This window comes from Ensifer soli, assembly GCF_041928815.1.
Lineage (GTDB): Bacteria > Pseudomonadota > Alphaproteobacteria > Rhizobiales > Rhizobiaceae > JBHFEI01.
In genome coordinates, this window is record NZ_JBHFEI010000001.1 from 513,861 (window position 1) to 526,892 (window position 13,032).

Here is a 13,032-nt window from a genome sequence, read left to right on the forward strand (position 1 = left end):
ACATAAAACGGAATTTATGTTTCATATTCCCGCCACAACAAGACAGCAACGTCTGACGCGGGACGATGCCCGCCGGGAGGAATGCGTGAGCGACCATCACCCAACATCGCCGGAGAAGGCGCTCGACCTCGTCACCATCGGCCGCGCCTCCGTCGATCTCTACGGCCAGCAGATCGGCTCGCGGCTGGAGGACATCGCCAGCTTCGCCAAATCGGTCGGCGGCTGCCCGGCCAATATTTCCGTCGGCACGGCGCGTCTCGGGCTGAAATCGGCGCTCCTCACCCGCGTCGGCAAGGAGCAGATGGGCCGCTTCATCCTCGAGCAGCTCGCCCGCGAAGGCGTCGAGACGCGCGGCATCACCGTCGATCCCGAACGGCTGACGGCGCTCGCCATCCTGTCGGTCGAGAACGAGCATTCCTTTCCCCTGCTCTTCTATCGCGACAACTGCGCCGACAACGCCCTCGACGAGGGCGACGTCGATCCGGCCTTCATCGCCTCGGCACGGGCGGTGCTCGTCACCGGCACGCATTTCTCCAAGGCGAACACCGACCGTGCCCAGCGCAAGGCGATGCGGCTTGCCAGGGAGAATGGCGCCAGGATCATCCTCGACATCGACTATCGCCCAAACCTCTGGGGCCTTGCCGGCCATGACGCCGGCGACAACCGCTACATCGCCTCCGAGCGCGTCTCGGCCCATCTGAGGACCGTGCTTGCCGAATGCGACCTGATCGTCGGCACCGAGGAGGAGGTGCTGATCGCGTCGGGCGAGGCGGACCTGCTTGCCGCGCTGAAGACGATCCGCGCACTTTCGGCGGCGACGATCGTGCTGAAGCGCGGGCCGATGGGCTGCATCGTCTATGACGGGCCGATCTCCGACGATCTCGAGGACGGGATCGTCGGCAAGGGGTTCCCGATCGAGGTCTACAACGTGCTCGGCGCCGGCGACGCCTTCATGTCCGGGTTTCTCCGCGGCTGGCTGAAGGGCGAGCCACACGCGACGTCGGCCACCTGGGCCAATGCCTGCGGCGCCTTTGCCGTCTCCCGCCTGCTCTGCGCCCCGGAAATCCCGACCTGGACGGAACTGCAGTACTTCCTGACCCATGGCAGTCCGGAAAAGGCGCTGCGCAAGGACGCGGCGATCAACCACGTCCACTGGGCGACCACGCGCCGCCGGCAGATCCCGGAGCTGATGGCGCTCGCCATCGACCACCGCAGCCAGCTCGAGGAGCTTGCCGGCGGCGATCCGGCCGTGCTCGCCCGAATCCCTGCCTTCAAGGCGCTGGCGGTCAAGGCCGCGACGCGGATCGCCGCCGGGCGTCCCGGTTTCGGCATGCTGATCGACGACAAGTATGGCCGCGAGGCGCTCTATGTCGCCGGCGGCGAGAAGGATTTCTGGATCGGCAAGCCGATCGAGCTGCCGGGCTCGCGCCCGCTGCAGTTCGAATTCAGCCAGGATCTCGGCAGCAGGCTGATCGACTGGCCGGTCGACCACTGCATCAAGGTGCTGAGCTTCTTCCATCCGGACGACCCGGCCGACCTGAAGGCGACGCAGATCGCCAAGCTGCGCTCGGCCTATGAGGCGGCGCGCAAGGTCGGCCGCGAGATCCTGATCGAGATCATCGCCGGCAAGCACGGCCCCCTCGACGACGCGACGATTTCCCGTGCGCTGACTGAGCTTTACGATGCCGGCCTGAAACCCGACTGGTGGAAGCTGGAGCCGCAGGCAAGCCGCAAGGCGTGGGACGCGATCGACGCCGTCATCCTGGCGCGCGACCCCTTCTGCCGCGGCGTCGTGCTGCTCGGGCTGGAAGCCCCTTACGAAGCGCTGAAGGACGGCTTTGCCGCGGCGCGGACGTCGAAGACGGTGCGCGGCTTCGCCGTCGGCCGGACGATCTTCGCCGATGCCGCCAAGGCCTGGCTCGCCGGCGAGATCGGCGACGAGGCGGCGGTCGCCGACATGGCGCAGCGGTTCGGCGCGCTGGTCGAGCTGTGGCAGTCGCTCGGCGACGCGAAGGCCGCCTGAGGCGGGCGAGGAAAAAAACGGCGCGGGTGCCTTAAGCCTTGCGCATCGAGGAGGATGACATGTCGAAGCTGACCGTCCGCTTGACCATGGCGCAGGCCGTGGCGCGGTTCCTGACCCGCCAGATGACCGTGATCGACGGTAAGACCGTGCCGATCTTCGGCGGCGTCTTCGCCATCTTCGGCCATGGCAACGTCGCCGGTCTCGGCGAGGCGCTGCACGGCGTGCGCGACGAACTGCCGACCTATCGCGGCCAGAACGAGCAGGGCATGGCCAATGCGGCGATCGCCTTCGCCAAGGCGAGCTTCCGCCAGCGCTTCATGGCCTGCACCACCTCGATCGGCCCCGGGGCTCTGAACATGGTCACCTCGGCGGCGCTCGCCCATGTCAACCGCCTGCCGGTGCTGCTTTTGCCGGGCGACGTCTTCGCCAACCGCCGCCCGGACCCGGTGCTGCAGCAGATGGAGGATTTCGGCGACGGCACCATGACCGTCAACGACTGCTTCCGCCCCGTCTCTCGCTATTTCGACCGCATCACCCGGCCGGAGCAGATCATCCCGGCGCTGCGCCGCGCCATGCAGGTGCTGACCGACCCGGCTGAATGCGGACCGGTGACGCTGTCGCTCTGCCAGGACGTGCAGGCGGAGGCCTACGATTATCCGGAAAGCTTCTTCGAGGAGCGGCTCTGGACCGTGCGCCGGCCGGAGCCGGACGCGGGCGAACTGGCGCAGGCGATCGCGGCGATCCGCGCGGCCAGGCGCCCGGTCATCATCGCCGGCGGCGGCGTGCTTTATTCCCAGGCGAGCCCGGCGCTTGCCGCCTTCGCCGAGACGCACGGCATCCCGGTCATGGAGACCCAGGCCGGCAAGTCGTCCCTGCCCCACGACCATGCGCTGAACATGGGTTCGGTCGGCGTCACCGGCACGTCGGCCTCGAACCGGCTTGCGGAGGAGGCGGATCTCGTGCTCGCGGTCGGCACGCGCCTCCAGGATTTCACCACCGGTTCCTGGGCGCTGTTCAAGGACGAGGACGTGGCGATCGTCGGCCTCAACGTACAGGCCTTCGACGCCGGCAAGCACGAGGCCCTGCCGCTGGTCGCCGATGCGCGCGTCGGCCTCGAGGCGCTCAGTGCCGCGCTCGCCGGCCACAGGTTCGATCCGTCCTGGACGGGCAAGGCGACGGAGGGGAAGGCGGAGTGGATCGCCGCCGCCGACCGCGCCACCGCTGCCACCAATGCCGCCCTGCCCTCGGACGCGCAGGTGATCGGCGCCGTGCAGCGCGCCTGCGCCGGCCGCAAGACCACGCTCGTCTGCGCCTCGGGCGGCCTTCCGGGCGAGTTGCACAAGCTCTGGCAGGCCGTCGCGCCCGGCAGCTACCACATGGATTACGGCTTCTCGACCATGGGCTACGAGATCGCCGGCGGCCTCGGCGTCAAGCTGGCGAAGCCCGACGACGACGTCGTCGTCATGGTCGGCGACGGCAGCTACCTGATGCTGAATTCCGAGCTCGTCTCCGCCATCATGCTCGGCGCCAAGCTCACCGTGGTGCTGCTCGACAATTCCGGCTATGGCTGCATCAACCGGCTGCAGATGGCGACCGGCGGCGCCAACTTCAACAACCTGCTGAAGGACACGCAGAATGTGGAGCTGCCCGCGATCGACTATGCCGCCCATGCGGCGGCGCTCGGCGCGGTGACCCGCAAGGTTTCCTCGATCAGTGACCTGGAAGCGGCACTGCAGGAGATGGCCTCCGAGACGCGCAGCACCGTGATCGTCATCGACACGGACCCGCTGATCACCACCGATGCCGGCGGGCACTGGTGGGACGTCGCCGTGCCCGAAGTCTCGGTGCGACCCACCGTCAACGCGGCCCGCACGGCTTACGAGAAGGCGCTCGACGCGCAACGCTTCGGCTGAAACGACAACACGAAAACCGGAATGACGACCATGATCCGCTACGGCACCAACCCGATCGCCTGGAGCAATGACGACGACCAGACGATCGGCGCGCATCTGACGCTGGAGGACTGCCTGTCCGATTGCCGCACGATCGGCTTCGACGGTATCGAGAAAGGCCACAAGATGCCGACCGACCCGGAGACGCTGAAGCGGACACTCGCCGGCTACGGCCTCGTCTTCGTCTCCGGCTGGCATTCGACCAACCTTCTCGTCCATGACGTCGAGGCGGAGAAGAAGGCGATCCAGCCGCATCTCGACCTCCTCAAGCACAATGGCTGCACGGTCTGCATCGTCTGCGAGACCTCGAACGCCATCCACGGCAACGATGCCGCTTCACTTGTCGGCGACAAGCCGGTTCTGGAAGACGGGCGCTGGGAAAAATTCGGCGCCGACCTCGAGGCGATCGCCGCCTATTGCGCCGACCAGGGGATCGACCTCGTCTACCATCACCACATGGGCACGATCGTCGAGACCGGCGCGGAGATCGACCGGCTGATGGCCCATACCGGGCCTGCGACCAAGCTGCTGCTCGACACGGGCCATGCCTGGTTCGGCGGCTCGGACCCGGCGGAACTGGCGCAGAAATACATGCACCGCGTCCGCCACATCCATGCGAAGAACGTGCGGCCGGCGATCCGGAAGGAGGTCGAGGAGCAGGGCCTTTCCTTCCTCGAGGGAGTGCGCCGCGGCGTCTTTACCGTTCCGGGCGACAGCGAGGGCGGCGTCGATTTCCTGCCCGTGCTGACGGTCGCGGCCGAACACGGCTATGACGGCTGGCTGGTGATCGAGGCCGAGCAGGACCCAGCCGTGCGCAATCCGCTGAAGTACCAGTCGATGGGCCTCGCCGCGCTGAAGGCCTTCGCCCGCGAGGCCGGGCTCGACCGGGCCTGACGCCCGTCGACGACAACAGGAGACCCCGCCATGCCGAACCTTCTCGTCAAGCCCGCCGGCACGTCCGGCCGCGTGCACGACATCACGCCGGAGAGCGCCAGCTGGACCTATGTCGGCTTCGCCCTGGAACGGCTCGCCGCCGGTGCTGCGACCGGGGGATCGGAAGCGGCCCGCGAGACCTGCCTGGTGCTCGTCGCCGGCAAGGCGCGGATCGTGGTCGACGGCGTCGATCTCGGCGAACTCGGCGAGCGCATGACCCCGTTCGACGGCGCGCCGGCCGCGGTCTACGTGCCGCAGGGCAGCCGCTGGGAGGCGACCGCCGTGACCGATCTCGACCTCGCCGTCTGCACCGCGCCCGGCGCGGAGGGCTACGCGACCAAGGTGATCGCCCCCGGCACCCATCCGCAGATGACGCGCGGCAAGGCGACCAACACCCGCTACGTCACCAACATCATGCCGGAAGACGACGGCGCTGCCCATTCCCTCCTCGTCGTCGAGGTGATCACGCCCGGCGGGCACACCTCGTCCTATCCGCCGCACAAGCACGACGTCGACAACCTGCCGCATGAGAGCTTTCTCGAGGAGACCTATTACCACCGGCTGAACCCGCCGCAGGGTTTCGCCATGCAGCGCGTCTATACCGACGACCGGGCGCTCGACGAGACGATGGCGGTCGAGGACGGCGACGTGTCGCTGGTGCCAGAGGGATACCATCCCGTCGCCGCCATCCATGGCTACGACCTCTATTATCTCAACGTCATGGCCGGTCCCGCGCGCGCCTGGAAATTCCACAACGCCAAGGAACATGCCTGGCTTTTCACCGGCATCTGAGCCTGGCCTTGCGGCGGGCCGGGCGCCCGCCTAAAACCTGCCTGAAGAAACGGGAGGGCGAAGCCATGGCGACGGTCAGACTGTGGAGCGACAAGGACGCGGCGGCCGATCCGGCGGTCGCTTCCGTCTTCGAGGACATCCGCGCGACGCGGAAATCCGATTTCATCAACAATTTCTGGCGCGGTCTCGCCAACGATCCGGCGCTGCTGAAGCGCACCTGGGACGGGCTGAAGGCGGTGATGGCGACGGAAGGGGCGCTCGACCCGCTGGTGCGCGAGATGATCTATATCGCCGTGTCGACGGCAAACGGCTGCTCCTATTGCATCCACTCCCACACGGCGGCGGCCAAGGCACGCGGCATGACCGGGGCGCAGCATGCGGAGCTTCTCGCGGTGATCGGGCTCGCCGGCCAGACGAACCACCTGGTCACCGCGATGCAGATCCCCGTCGACCCGGAATTTGAGGTCTGACGGGGCAGAAGGTCTGGGTCAGTTGACCGGGTTCAGCGTCATCGAGGTGCCGGTCGCGGCAACGTTGAGGCCGAGCTGGCCGGTGACGCTCACCGTCTGGAGCTGGATCGAGCCGGCCGTGCCGCCGACGAGGATGTTGGCACCGATGCCGGCGCCGAGCGTCGCTTCCGCCGTTGCGCCCTGGTAGACGCCGCCGAGCGAGCCGCGATGGTAGCCGGCGGTCGGGGCGAGCACCGCCCAGAGCATACGGCCCTCGGTGGTGAAGCCGAGATCGACGCCCATCTTGCGGATCGCGCCGGTATAGGCGTCCTGAACGGGCCCGCGCGCGGTCTTGCGGAAGACGCAGTCCACTTCCTTGGCGGAGCCCAGCACATAGCCGGCACCGCCGCCGACGGCGCAATCGAGATAGCCGATGCGCACGCCATTGCGCTCGTCCGGCTCGCGGTCCCTGTAGGCGGGATCGGCGGCAAAGGCGTGGGTGGCGGCAAGGGTCATGGCGGCCGCGGCAAGGGCAAGGGTTTTCTTCATGATGCTCTCCTGATCGGGGCGGGCCTCGTGCGACGGGCCCTTGGGGTTCAACGACAGAGATAACGCATGGTGCGGCAAATCGATCCTGAGCGGGGGGCCTGCCGGCCGCGACGGAGGATCGACTGCCTGCCATTCCCGTCTCTTCACGGTCCTTTAAGACTTTTCAGCGGCGAGGCAGAACATCTCCGGCGGCCATTCCCGCCGCTCATGGGGCGATGACGAAACGCGATTTGCCTCGCGGTGCCCGAACCTCCATGATGCGGCGACGACAAGGGAGACGACCGTGAGCGACATGCAAGAATTTTCCTGGAGCGACCCGTTCCTGTTCGAGGACCAGCTTTCGGAGGAGGAGCGGATGATCCGCGACACGGCGGCCGCCTTCGCCGACGCCGAGCTGATGCCGCGGGTGGCCGATGCCTACATGGAGGAGGCGACCGATCCGGCACTCTTCCGGCTGATGGGCAAGGCCGGCCTCCTCGGCCTCACGCTGCCGGAGGACTACGGCGCGGCGGGCGCCAATTACGTCTCCTACGGGCTCGTCGCGCGCGAGATCGAACGGATCGATTCGGGCTACCGTTCGATGATGAGCGTGCAGAGCTCGCTGGTCGCCTATCCGATCTTCGCCTATGGCTCGGACGAACAGCGCAGGCGCTACCTGCCGGGCCTCGTCTCCGGCGAACTGATCGGCTGTTTCGGGCTCACCGAACCCGATGCCGGATCGGATCCCGGCGGCATGAAGACGCGGGCGGAAAAGATCGAGGGCGGCTACCGCCTGCGCGGCTCGAAAATGTGGATCTCCAACGCGCCGATCGCCGATGTCTTCGTCGTCTGGGCGAAATCCGAGGCGCATGACGGCAAGATCCGCGGCTTCGTGCTGGAAAAGGGCATGAAGGGGCTGAGCGCGCCGAAAATCGGCGGCAAGCTCAGCCTGCGCGCCTCGATCACCGGAGAGATCGTGCTCGACGGCGTCGAGGTGACGGAGGATGCGCTGCTGCCGGGCGTCTCCGGCCTCAAGGGTCCGTTCGGCTGCCTCAACCGGGCCCGCTACGGCATTTCCTGGGGGGTGATGGGAGCGGCGGAGGATTGCTGGCACCGTGCGCGGTCCTACGGCCTCGACCGCGTCCAGTTCGGCAAGCCGCTCGCCGGCACGCAGCTCTTCCAGAAGAAGCTCGCCGACATGCAGACGGAGATCGCGCTCGGCCTGCAGGCGTCGTTGCGCGTCGGCCGGCTGATGGACGAGCACCGCTTCGCCCCGGAGATGATCTCGCTCGTCAAGCGCAACAATTGCGGCAAGGCGCTCGACGTCGCGCGCCAGGCCCGCGACATGCATGGCGGCAACGGCATCCAGATCGAATACCACGTCATGCGCCACGCGCAGAACCTGGAGACGGTCAACACCTATGAGGGGACGCACGACGTGCACGCGCTGATCCTCGGCCGCGCCCAGACCGGGCTTCAGGCCTTCATGTAAGCGCGGGACGACCGTCAGACGAAAACGCCCGCGTCGACGACGCGGGCGTTTTCGAACTCGGTACCGGATATCGAATCAGCGCGCGGCGGCGAGACGAGCAACCGAATGGATGTCGGCGCGGGCAAGGCCGAGGTCGCTGAGTTCGCGGGCGGACATGCGGTTCAGCTCGTTGACGGTCTGACGATACTTGCGCCAGGCATTGAAAGAGCGGGCGACGTTCATGATGATCCCCTTTCCTGAGGGTGTCTGACGTCGGCTGCCTCTGTCGGCCCCGGCGTCGTTTCGATGGGTGGAAGATAGGGTTTTCCGCCCCGTCGCAACAGCGCCGATCCGTCAGGTCAGGCATGCGTTTCACGCAGCCGTCGCAGACGCCTTACTCGTCGTCGATGAGCACGCGGGCGGCCGCGCCGTCCATGTCCTCGTATTGCCCGGCCTTCAGCGCCCAGACGAAGGCGGCGAGCCCGAGACCGCCAAGGAAGAGGGCGATCGGCAGGAGATAGAGCAGCGTTTCCATCAGGGGGTCACCGGTCTCACGCGGAAAGGAAGGCGGAAGGGAAGACGGAAAATTCGCCGCCGTGCCGTGGCGCGTTCCATCGGGCCGAGGCGCAGCGCGTTGCCGATGACGATCAGCGACGAACCGGACATGGCGATCGCGGCGATCAGCGGCGTGACATGGCCGAGGATGGCGATCGGTACGGCGATGAGATTGTAGCCGATGGCAAGGGCGAAGTTCTGGCGGATCAGCCGGTCGGCCTGCCGCGCGATGCGGTGCGCGAAGGGAACGGCGGCGAGCCCCTCATGCAGGAAGATGAAATCGGCGGCGTTGCGGCCGATGTCGGCGGCGGAGGCCGGCGCCATCGACACATGCGCCGCCATCATCGCCGGCGCGTCGTTGAGCCCGTCGCCGACCATCAGCGGATGGCGGCCTTCTGCCTTCAGCGCGGCAAGGCGGGCGACCTTGTCGGCCGGCAGCACCCCCGCCCCCAGCCTCTCGATGCCAAGCGCCGCGGCCACGGCTTCGACGGCCGTCGCCCTGTCGCCCGAAAGGATCTCCACCGGCAGGCCCTGCCCGCGCAGCGCCGCCACCGCCTCGCCCGCCTGCGGCCGAAGCGCGTCGACGAAGTCGAAGCGCTGCATCACCACGCCGTCGCGCGACAGCACGGTGCCGCCCTCGCCCGCCTCCGACGGCGCCGCCCAGCTTGCGCGGCCGAGGCGCCAGAGGCTGCCGTCCTTCGCCGCCTCGACGCCGAGGCCTGAAAATTCCCGCGTCGCCTCCAGCGCCAGGCCGGCCGGCGCCTCCTCGGCGAAGGCGGTGGTGATCGCGCGCGAGAAGGGATGGCGCGAGGCGCGCGAAAGCGCGAGCGCCATGCCGCGGGTCCCGGCCGGGGCGGGGCTCGCCGCGGCGAGGACCGGATGGCCGGTGGTCAGCGTGCCGGTCTTGTCGAAGACGACGGCATCGATCTCGGCCAGCCGCTCCAGCGCCGATCCGTCCTTCATCATCACGCCCGCCTCGAACAGGCGCCTGGCGGCGACCACCTGCACGATCGGAACCGCGAGGCCGAGCGCGCAGGGGCAGGTGATGATCAGCACGGCGGTGGCGACTGTGATCGAATGATGCCAGTCGCCGGTGGCGACCATCCAGCCGACGAAGCTCGCCAGCGCCGTCAGGTGCACGACCGGCGAATAGAGCGCCGAGGCGCGGTCGGCGATCCGGCGATAGGTGCCCCGCCCCTCCTCGGCCGCGGCCATCAGTGCGACCATTTCGGCGAGGAAAGAGTCGCTTGCGGCGGCGGTGGCGCGAACGACGAGGGGCGCGGTCAGGTTGAGGGTGCCGGCCAGCACGGTGTTTCCCGGGCCGATCGCCTGCGGCGCGCTTTCACCGGTCGCAAGCGAGGCATCGAGATCGGAGACGCCCTCGACCACCGTCGCGTTCACGGGAATGCGGTCGCCGCGCGCGATGAACAGGTCCATGCCCGGCCGGATGTCGGGCAGCGGCAGGTAGTCGCGCGCGCCGTCCGGACCGATGCGCACGGCGCCGCGCGGCGACAGGCGCACGAGGCCGCTGACGGCGGCGCGCGCCCGGTCGCCCATCACATGGTCGAGGGTGCGCCCGATCAGCAGGAAGAAGAGCAGCGAGACGGAGGCATCGAAATAGGCATGCGCCCCATGAGTGATCGTCTCGTAGAGGCTGGTGAGATAGGCGAGCGACACACCGATGGCGATCGGCACGTCCATGTTCATCCGCCCGTTCTTCAGCGCGTTCCAGGCCGAGCGGAAATAGATGCGGCCGGCAAAGGCGATCACCGGGATCGCCACCAGCGCCGAGATCCAGTGGAAGAGATCGCGGGTGGCCCCGTCCGCCCCGGCCCAGACGGAGACGGAGAGCAGCATGATGTTGCCGGTGGCAAAGCCCGAGACGGCGACGGCGAGGATGAGCTCCGAGAGCGTCCGGTCCTTCGCGGATGCCGGATCGTCGGCAAGGTGCGAGGCATAGCCGAGGCTTGCCAGCCGCGCCACCATCGGGGGCACGGCCTCGCCGGTCCAGGCGACCCGCACCCGCTTCGTCGAAAGGTTGACGCGGGCCGAGCGGACGCCGTCGAGCGCGGCGAGCGCCCGCTCGATCGTGCGCATGCAGTCGGCGCAATGCATGGCGGGGACGGAAAGGTCGGTCTGGAGCAGCCCGTCGCCGAGCAGGCGGCTCGACAGGCGGACCTCCTCGGCCGAAGGGCCGGCCGGTTCCGCATCCGCGCCCAGGCCGGCAACGGCGGCACAGCAGCTCATTGCATCTCTCCATGGACGACGGTGATGCGCTTCACCTCGCGATAGGGGTCGGCGCGGCCGGCATCGGCGACGATCTCGACGCTCCAGGCACCGTCGCGCACCGGGTGATCGGCCTCGAACCGGCCGGCGCCGACGGGCGAGAGCGTCACCTGCCAGTCGGCCGCCTCGAAGGCGGGATGGCGGAAGGTCATGCTGACGCCGAGAAGCGGCACCGGCCGGCCGTCGCGATCGCTGAGGCCGTAGCCGATGCGGTCGCCGCCGAGCTCCAGCCTGCCGGTCCAGTCGAGGGCGATCTGGGCGTGTGCCCGCCGCATCTTCTCGTCGAAGGACTGGCCGGCGACATAGCTGTTGGCGACGACGAGGCCGCTCCAGGTCATGCCGGCCAGGCGCGCCATGGTCAGGTTGACGGCGATGACGACGCCGAAGAAGGCGATCATGATCATCAGCATATGCCGGCCGGTGAACGGGGCGGCGGGAGGGACGGATCGGGTCATGGCTGGGTCTCCGGGGCATTGAAGGTGGCGCGGTAGTCGGCCGCCTCGCCGGTCTTCGGGTCGCTGACATGGAAGGTGAGGTCGCGCGGGCTGCCGGCGAGGTTTTCCCGCGCGGTATGGACAAAGACCTTCAGCGTCTTCAGCCGGTCGGGTTCGAGCCGAAGCGTCACGGCGTTGTCGGCGTCGACGTCGCTGCCCGTCACCGCCATCCGCGCGCCGGGGAAGGCGGCGTCGAGGCGAAGCTCCACGTCGCGCGGCTCCGGCACCATGTTGAGCAGCTTGACGGTGTAGCCGTTGCGGATCGCCCCGTCGGACAGCACGACGAACTGGGGATTGCGATCATGCAGGATGCTGATTTCCAGCCGGTCGCGTAGCATCAGCGCCACGAGCATCGCGACGCCGATCGCCGCCCAGACGCCGAAATAGAGCGCCGTGCGGACGCGGAAGAGCTTCTTCAGGCTGAAATGGGCGAGCCTGCCGGAGAGGGTGCCGTCGGCATTGCGCACGCGCGCCGGATCGATCGGGACCGATCCGCCGCCGGTCGCGAGCGCCATGTTGGCGTTGTAGTCCGTCAGCGTCGCATAGCTGATCAGACCGCGCTCCCTGCCGATCTTTCCCATCACGTCGTCGCAGGCGTCGATGCAGAGCGCGCAGGTGATGCATTCGAGCTGCTGGCCGTCGCGGATGTCGATGCCCATCGGGCAGACGGCGACGCAGGCATTGCAGTCGACACAGTCGCCGACGCTCGCCCCGCTTGCCGCCGCGCGCTTGGCATGGCGGTTGCGCGGCTCGCCGCGCCAGTCGTTGTATGTGACGGTCAGCGAATTCTCGTCGAGCATCGCCGCCTGGATGCGCGGCCATGGGCACATGTAGGTGCAGACCTGCTCGCGCATCAGCCCGCCGAACGTGTAGGTGGTCGCCGTCAGGATGGCGATGGTGGCATAGGCGACGGGCGCGGCGCTCCCGGTGACGAGATCGGCGGCGAGCGTCGGGGCGTCGGCGAAATAGAAGACCCAGGCACCGCCGGTCAGCACCGCGATGACGAGCCAGATCGCGTGCTTTTCCAGCCGCAGGCGAAGCTTTTGCAGCGACCACGGCGCGGCATCCAGCTTGATGCGCGCATTGCGGTCGCCCTCGATGAAGCGCTCGACCACGAGGAACAGATCGACCCACACGGTCTGCGGACAGGTGTAGCCGCACCAGGCGCGGCCGACCGTCGAGGTGACGAGGAAGAGACCGATGCCGGCCATCACCAGAAGGCCGGCGACATAGATGAATTCCTGCGGCCAGATCTCGATGAAGAAGAAATAGAAGCGCCGGTTGGCGAGATCGACCAGCACCGCCTGGTCGGGGGCGAAGGGGCCGCGGTCGAAGCGCAGCCACGGCACGAGATAGTAGATGCCGAGCGTGATCGCCATGACGATCCACTTGAACCTGCGGAAGGCGCCTGCCGCCCGGCGGGGGAAGATCTTCCGGCGCTTTGCATAGAGCGGGCTGCGCCGCGCGGCGGAATTGACGGCCTCGGCGTCGAGCTTCGTGATCTCTGGTCCCGCGATCTCTGGCCCGGCGATCTCTGTTTGCTGCATGG

The 13,032-nt window shown here is 68.1% G+C and carries 12 protein-coding genes; 6 read left to right on the forward strand and 6 right to left on the reverse strand.

Translation table 11 applies throughout. The features are described from left to right. The first annotated feature begins 85 nt into the window (after positions 1–85). The 5 genes from ACEVQ6_RS02330 (at position 86) to ACEVQ6_RS02350 (ending at position 6,170) form a co-directional block, all read left to right on the forward strand. Positions 86–2,023: a bifunctional 5-dehydro-2-deoxygluconokinase/5-dehydro-2-deoxyphosphogluconate aldolase gene (locus ACEVQ6_RS02330; protein ID WP_374887268.1), complete on the forward strand. Its 1,938-nt coding sequence runs from the start codon at positions 86–88 to the stop codon at positions 2,021–2,023. Positions 2,024–2,082: 59 nt separating this feature from the next. Then, positions 2,083–3,936 carry a 3D-(3,5/4)-trihydroxycyclohexane-1,2-dione acylhydrolase (decyclizing) gene (iolD, locus tag ACEVQ6_RS02335; protein WP_374887269.1) on the forward strand — a complete coding sequence of 618 codons (1,854 nt, stop codon included), beginning with the start codon at positions 2,083–2,085 and terminating at the stop codon, positions 3,934–3,936. 30 nt (positions 3,937–3,966) lie between these two features. After that, positions 3,967–4,869 carry a myo-inosose-2 dehydratase gene (iolE, locus tag ACEVQ6_RS02340; protein ID WP_374887364.1) on the forward strand — a complete coding sequence of 301 codons (903 nt, stop codon included), beginning with the start codon at positions 3,967–3,969 and terminating at the stop codon, positions 4,867–4,869. Between the two features lie 30 nt (positions 4,870–4,899). Further along, the gene (iolB, locus tag ACEVQ6_RS02345; RefSeq protein ID WP_374887270.1) at positions 4,900–5,700 is read left to right on the forward strand and encodes a 5-deoxy-glucuronate isomerase; all 801 of its coding nucleotides are present in this window, start codon (positions 4,900–4,902) and stop codon (positions 5,698–5,700) included. A gap of 65 nt (positions 5,701–5,765) precedes the next feature. Continuing rightward, positions 5,766–6,170, forward strand: a complete 405-nt coding sequence (locus ACEVQ6_RS02350; protein ID WP_374887271.1) for a carboxymuconolactone decarboxylase family protein — start codon at positions 5,766–5,768, stop codon at positions 6,168–6,170. Positions 6,171–6,188: 18 nt separating this feature from the next. Here the strand turns inward: ACEVQ6_RS02350 and ACEVQ6_RS02355 are convergent, their stop codons facing one another. Beyond that, a complete protein-coding gene (locus tag ACEVQ6_RS02355; RefSeq protein WP_374887272.1) occupies positions 6,189–6,698 on the reverse strand; it encodes a DUF992 domain-containing protein in 510 nt (169 codons plus the stop codon). A gap of 292 nt (positions 6,699–6,990) precedes the next feature. Here ACEVQ6_RS02355 and ACEVQ6_RS02360 point away from each other — a divergent pair, with 292 nt between their 5' ends. Beyond that, positions 6,991–8,169, forward strand: a complete 1,179-nt coding sequence (locus ACEVQ6_RS02360; RefSeq protein ID WP_374887365.1) for an acyl-CoA dehydrogenase — start codon at positions 6,991–6,993, stop codon at positions 8,167–8,169. Between the two features lie 75 nt (positions 8,170–8,244). Here ACEVQ6_RS02360 and ACEVQ6_RS02365 read toward each other — a convergent pair whose 3' ends face one another. The 5 genes from ACEVQ6_RS02365 to ccoG form a co-directional block, all read right to left on the reverse strand. Beyond that, a complete protein-coding gene (locus tag ACEVQ6_RS02365) occupies positions 8,245–8,391 on the reverse strand; it encodes a DUF1127 domain-containing protein (RefSeq protein WP_374887273.1) in 147 nt (48 codons plus the stop codon). Positions 8,392–8,542: 151 nt separating this feature from the next. Beyond that, positions 8,543–8,683, reverse strand: a complete 141-nt coding sequence (gene ccoS, locus ACEVQ6_RS02370) for a cbb3-type cytochrome oxidase assembly protein CcoS (protein ID WP_374887274.1) — start codon at positions 8,681–8,683, stop codon at positions 8,543–8,545. Next, on the reverse strand, positions 8,683–10,950 hold the full coding sequence (locus ACEVQ6_RS02375; RefSeq protein ID WP_374887275.1) for a heavy metal translocating P-type ATPase: 2,268 nt from the start codon (positions 10,948–10,950) through the stop codon (positions 8,683–8,685). The genes ccoS and ACEVQ6_RS02375 overlap by 1 nt, the downstream gene beginning before the upstream one ends. Then, positions 10,947–11,444, reverse strand: a complete 498-nt coding sequence (locus ACEVQ6_RS02380) for a FixH family protein (protein ID WP_374887276.1) — start codon at positions 11,442–11,444, stop codon at positions 10,947–10,949. Before ACEVQ6_RS02380 ends, ACEVQ6_RS02375 begins: the two co-directional genes overlap by 4 nt. Next, on the reverse strand, positions 11,441–13,030 hold the full coding sequence (gene ccoG, locus ACEVQ6_RS02385) for a cytochrome c oxidase accessory protein CcoG (protein WP_374887277.1): 1,590 nt from the start codon (positions 13,028–13,030) through the stop codon (positions 11,441–11,443). Before ccoG ends, ACEVQ6_RS02380 begins: the two co-directional genes overlap by 4 nt. Positions 13,031–13,032: the final 2 nt, after the last annotated feature.

Excerpts from the sequence above, each read along its gene's own strand:
- iolE (WP_374887364.1), top strand. The coding sequence starts at position 3,967 with ATGATCCGCTACGGCACCAACCCGATCGCCTGGAGCAATGACGACGAC.
- ACEVQ6_RS02355 (WP_374887272.1), bottom strand. The coding sequence starts at position 6,698 with ATGAAGAAAACCCTTGCCCTTGCCGCGGCCGCCATGACCCTTGCCGCC.
- ACEVQ6_RS02380 (WP_374887276.1), bottom strand. The coding sequence starts at position 11,444 with ATGACCCGATCCGTCCCTCCCGCCGCCCCGTTCACCGGCCGGCATATG.
- iolD (WP_374887269.1), top strand. The coding sequence starts at position 2,083 with ATGTCGAAGCTGACCGTCCGCTTGACCATGGCGCAGGCCGTGGCGCGG.
- iolB (WP_374887270.1), top strand. The coding sequence starts at position 4,900 with ATGCCGAACCTTCTCGTCAAGCCCGCCGGCACGTCCGGCCGCGTGCAC.
- ACEVQ6_RS02350 (WP_374887271.1), top strand. The coding sequence starts at position 5,766 with ATGGCGACGGTCAGACTGTGGAGCGACAAGGACGCGGCGGCCGATCCG.
- ccoG (WP_374887277.1), bottom strand. The coding sequence starts at position 13,030 with ATGCAGCAAACAGAGATCGCCGGGCCAGAGATCGCGGGACCAGAGATC.
- ccoS (WP_374887274.1), bottom strand. The coding sequence starts at position 8,683 with ATGGAAACGCTGCTCTATCTCCTGCCGATCGCCCTCTTCCTTGGCGGT.
- ACEVQ6_RS02365 (WP_374887273.1), bottom strand. The coding sequence starts at position 8,391 with ATGAACGTCGCCCGCTCTTTCAATGCCTGGCGCAAGTATCGTCAGACC.
- ACEVQ6_RS02375 (WP_374887275.1), bottom strand. The coding sequence starts at position 10,950 with ATGAGCTGCTGTGCCGCCGTTGCCGGCCTGGGCGCGGATGCGGAACCG.
- ACEVQ6_RS02360 (WP_374887365.1), top strand. The coding sequence starts at position 6,991 with ATGCAAGAATTTTCCTGGAGCGACCCGTTCCTGTTCGAGGACCAGCTT.